We start from the raw sequence: 240 nt of genomic DNA on the forward strand, positions 1-240 counted from the left end.
TTGGCATGACTAACGATGACGCCTTTCGGCGACGCGGTCGAACCGGACGTGTATTGCAGGAACGCAATTCCGTCGGGTTCGGCGCGCTCGATGCAGAAGCCGTCGTCGCTGCTTTCGTCCGGCGACACGAGCGTCGCGCTGTTCAAGCCAATCTCGTGATTCAACGCTGCAAGCGACGCCTGCGATGCGCGCTCGACCACCGCGAGACGCGCCATGCAGTCGCCCGACATGCGCCGCAGC

General features: G+C 64.2%; 1 protein-coding gene. It reads right to left on the reverse strand.

Annotated elements, in window-relative coordinates; genetic code table 11:
* Positions 1–240 (reverse strand): AMP-binding protein (locus SB772_RS45055; protein ID WP_410839156.1); only part of this gene is annotated, 240 nt, incomplete at both ends.

The sequence above is a fragment of the Paraburkholderia sp. SIMBA_030 genome (assembly GCF_046535245.1).
In the GTDB taxonomy this organism is placed as follows: Bacteria; Pseudomonadota; Gammaproteobacteria; order Burkholderiales; family Burkholderiaceae; genus Paraburkholderia.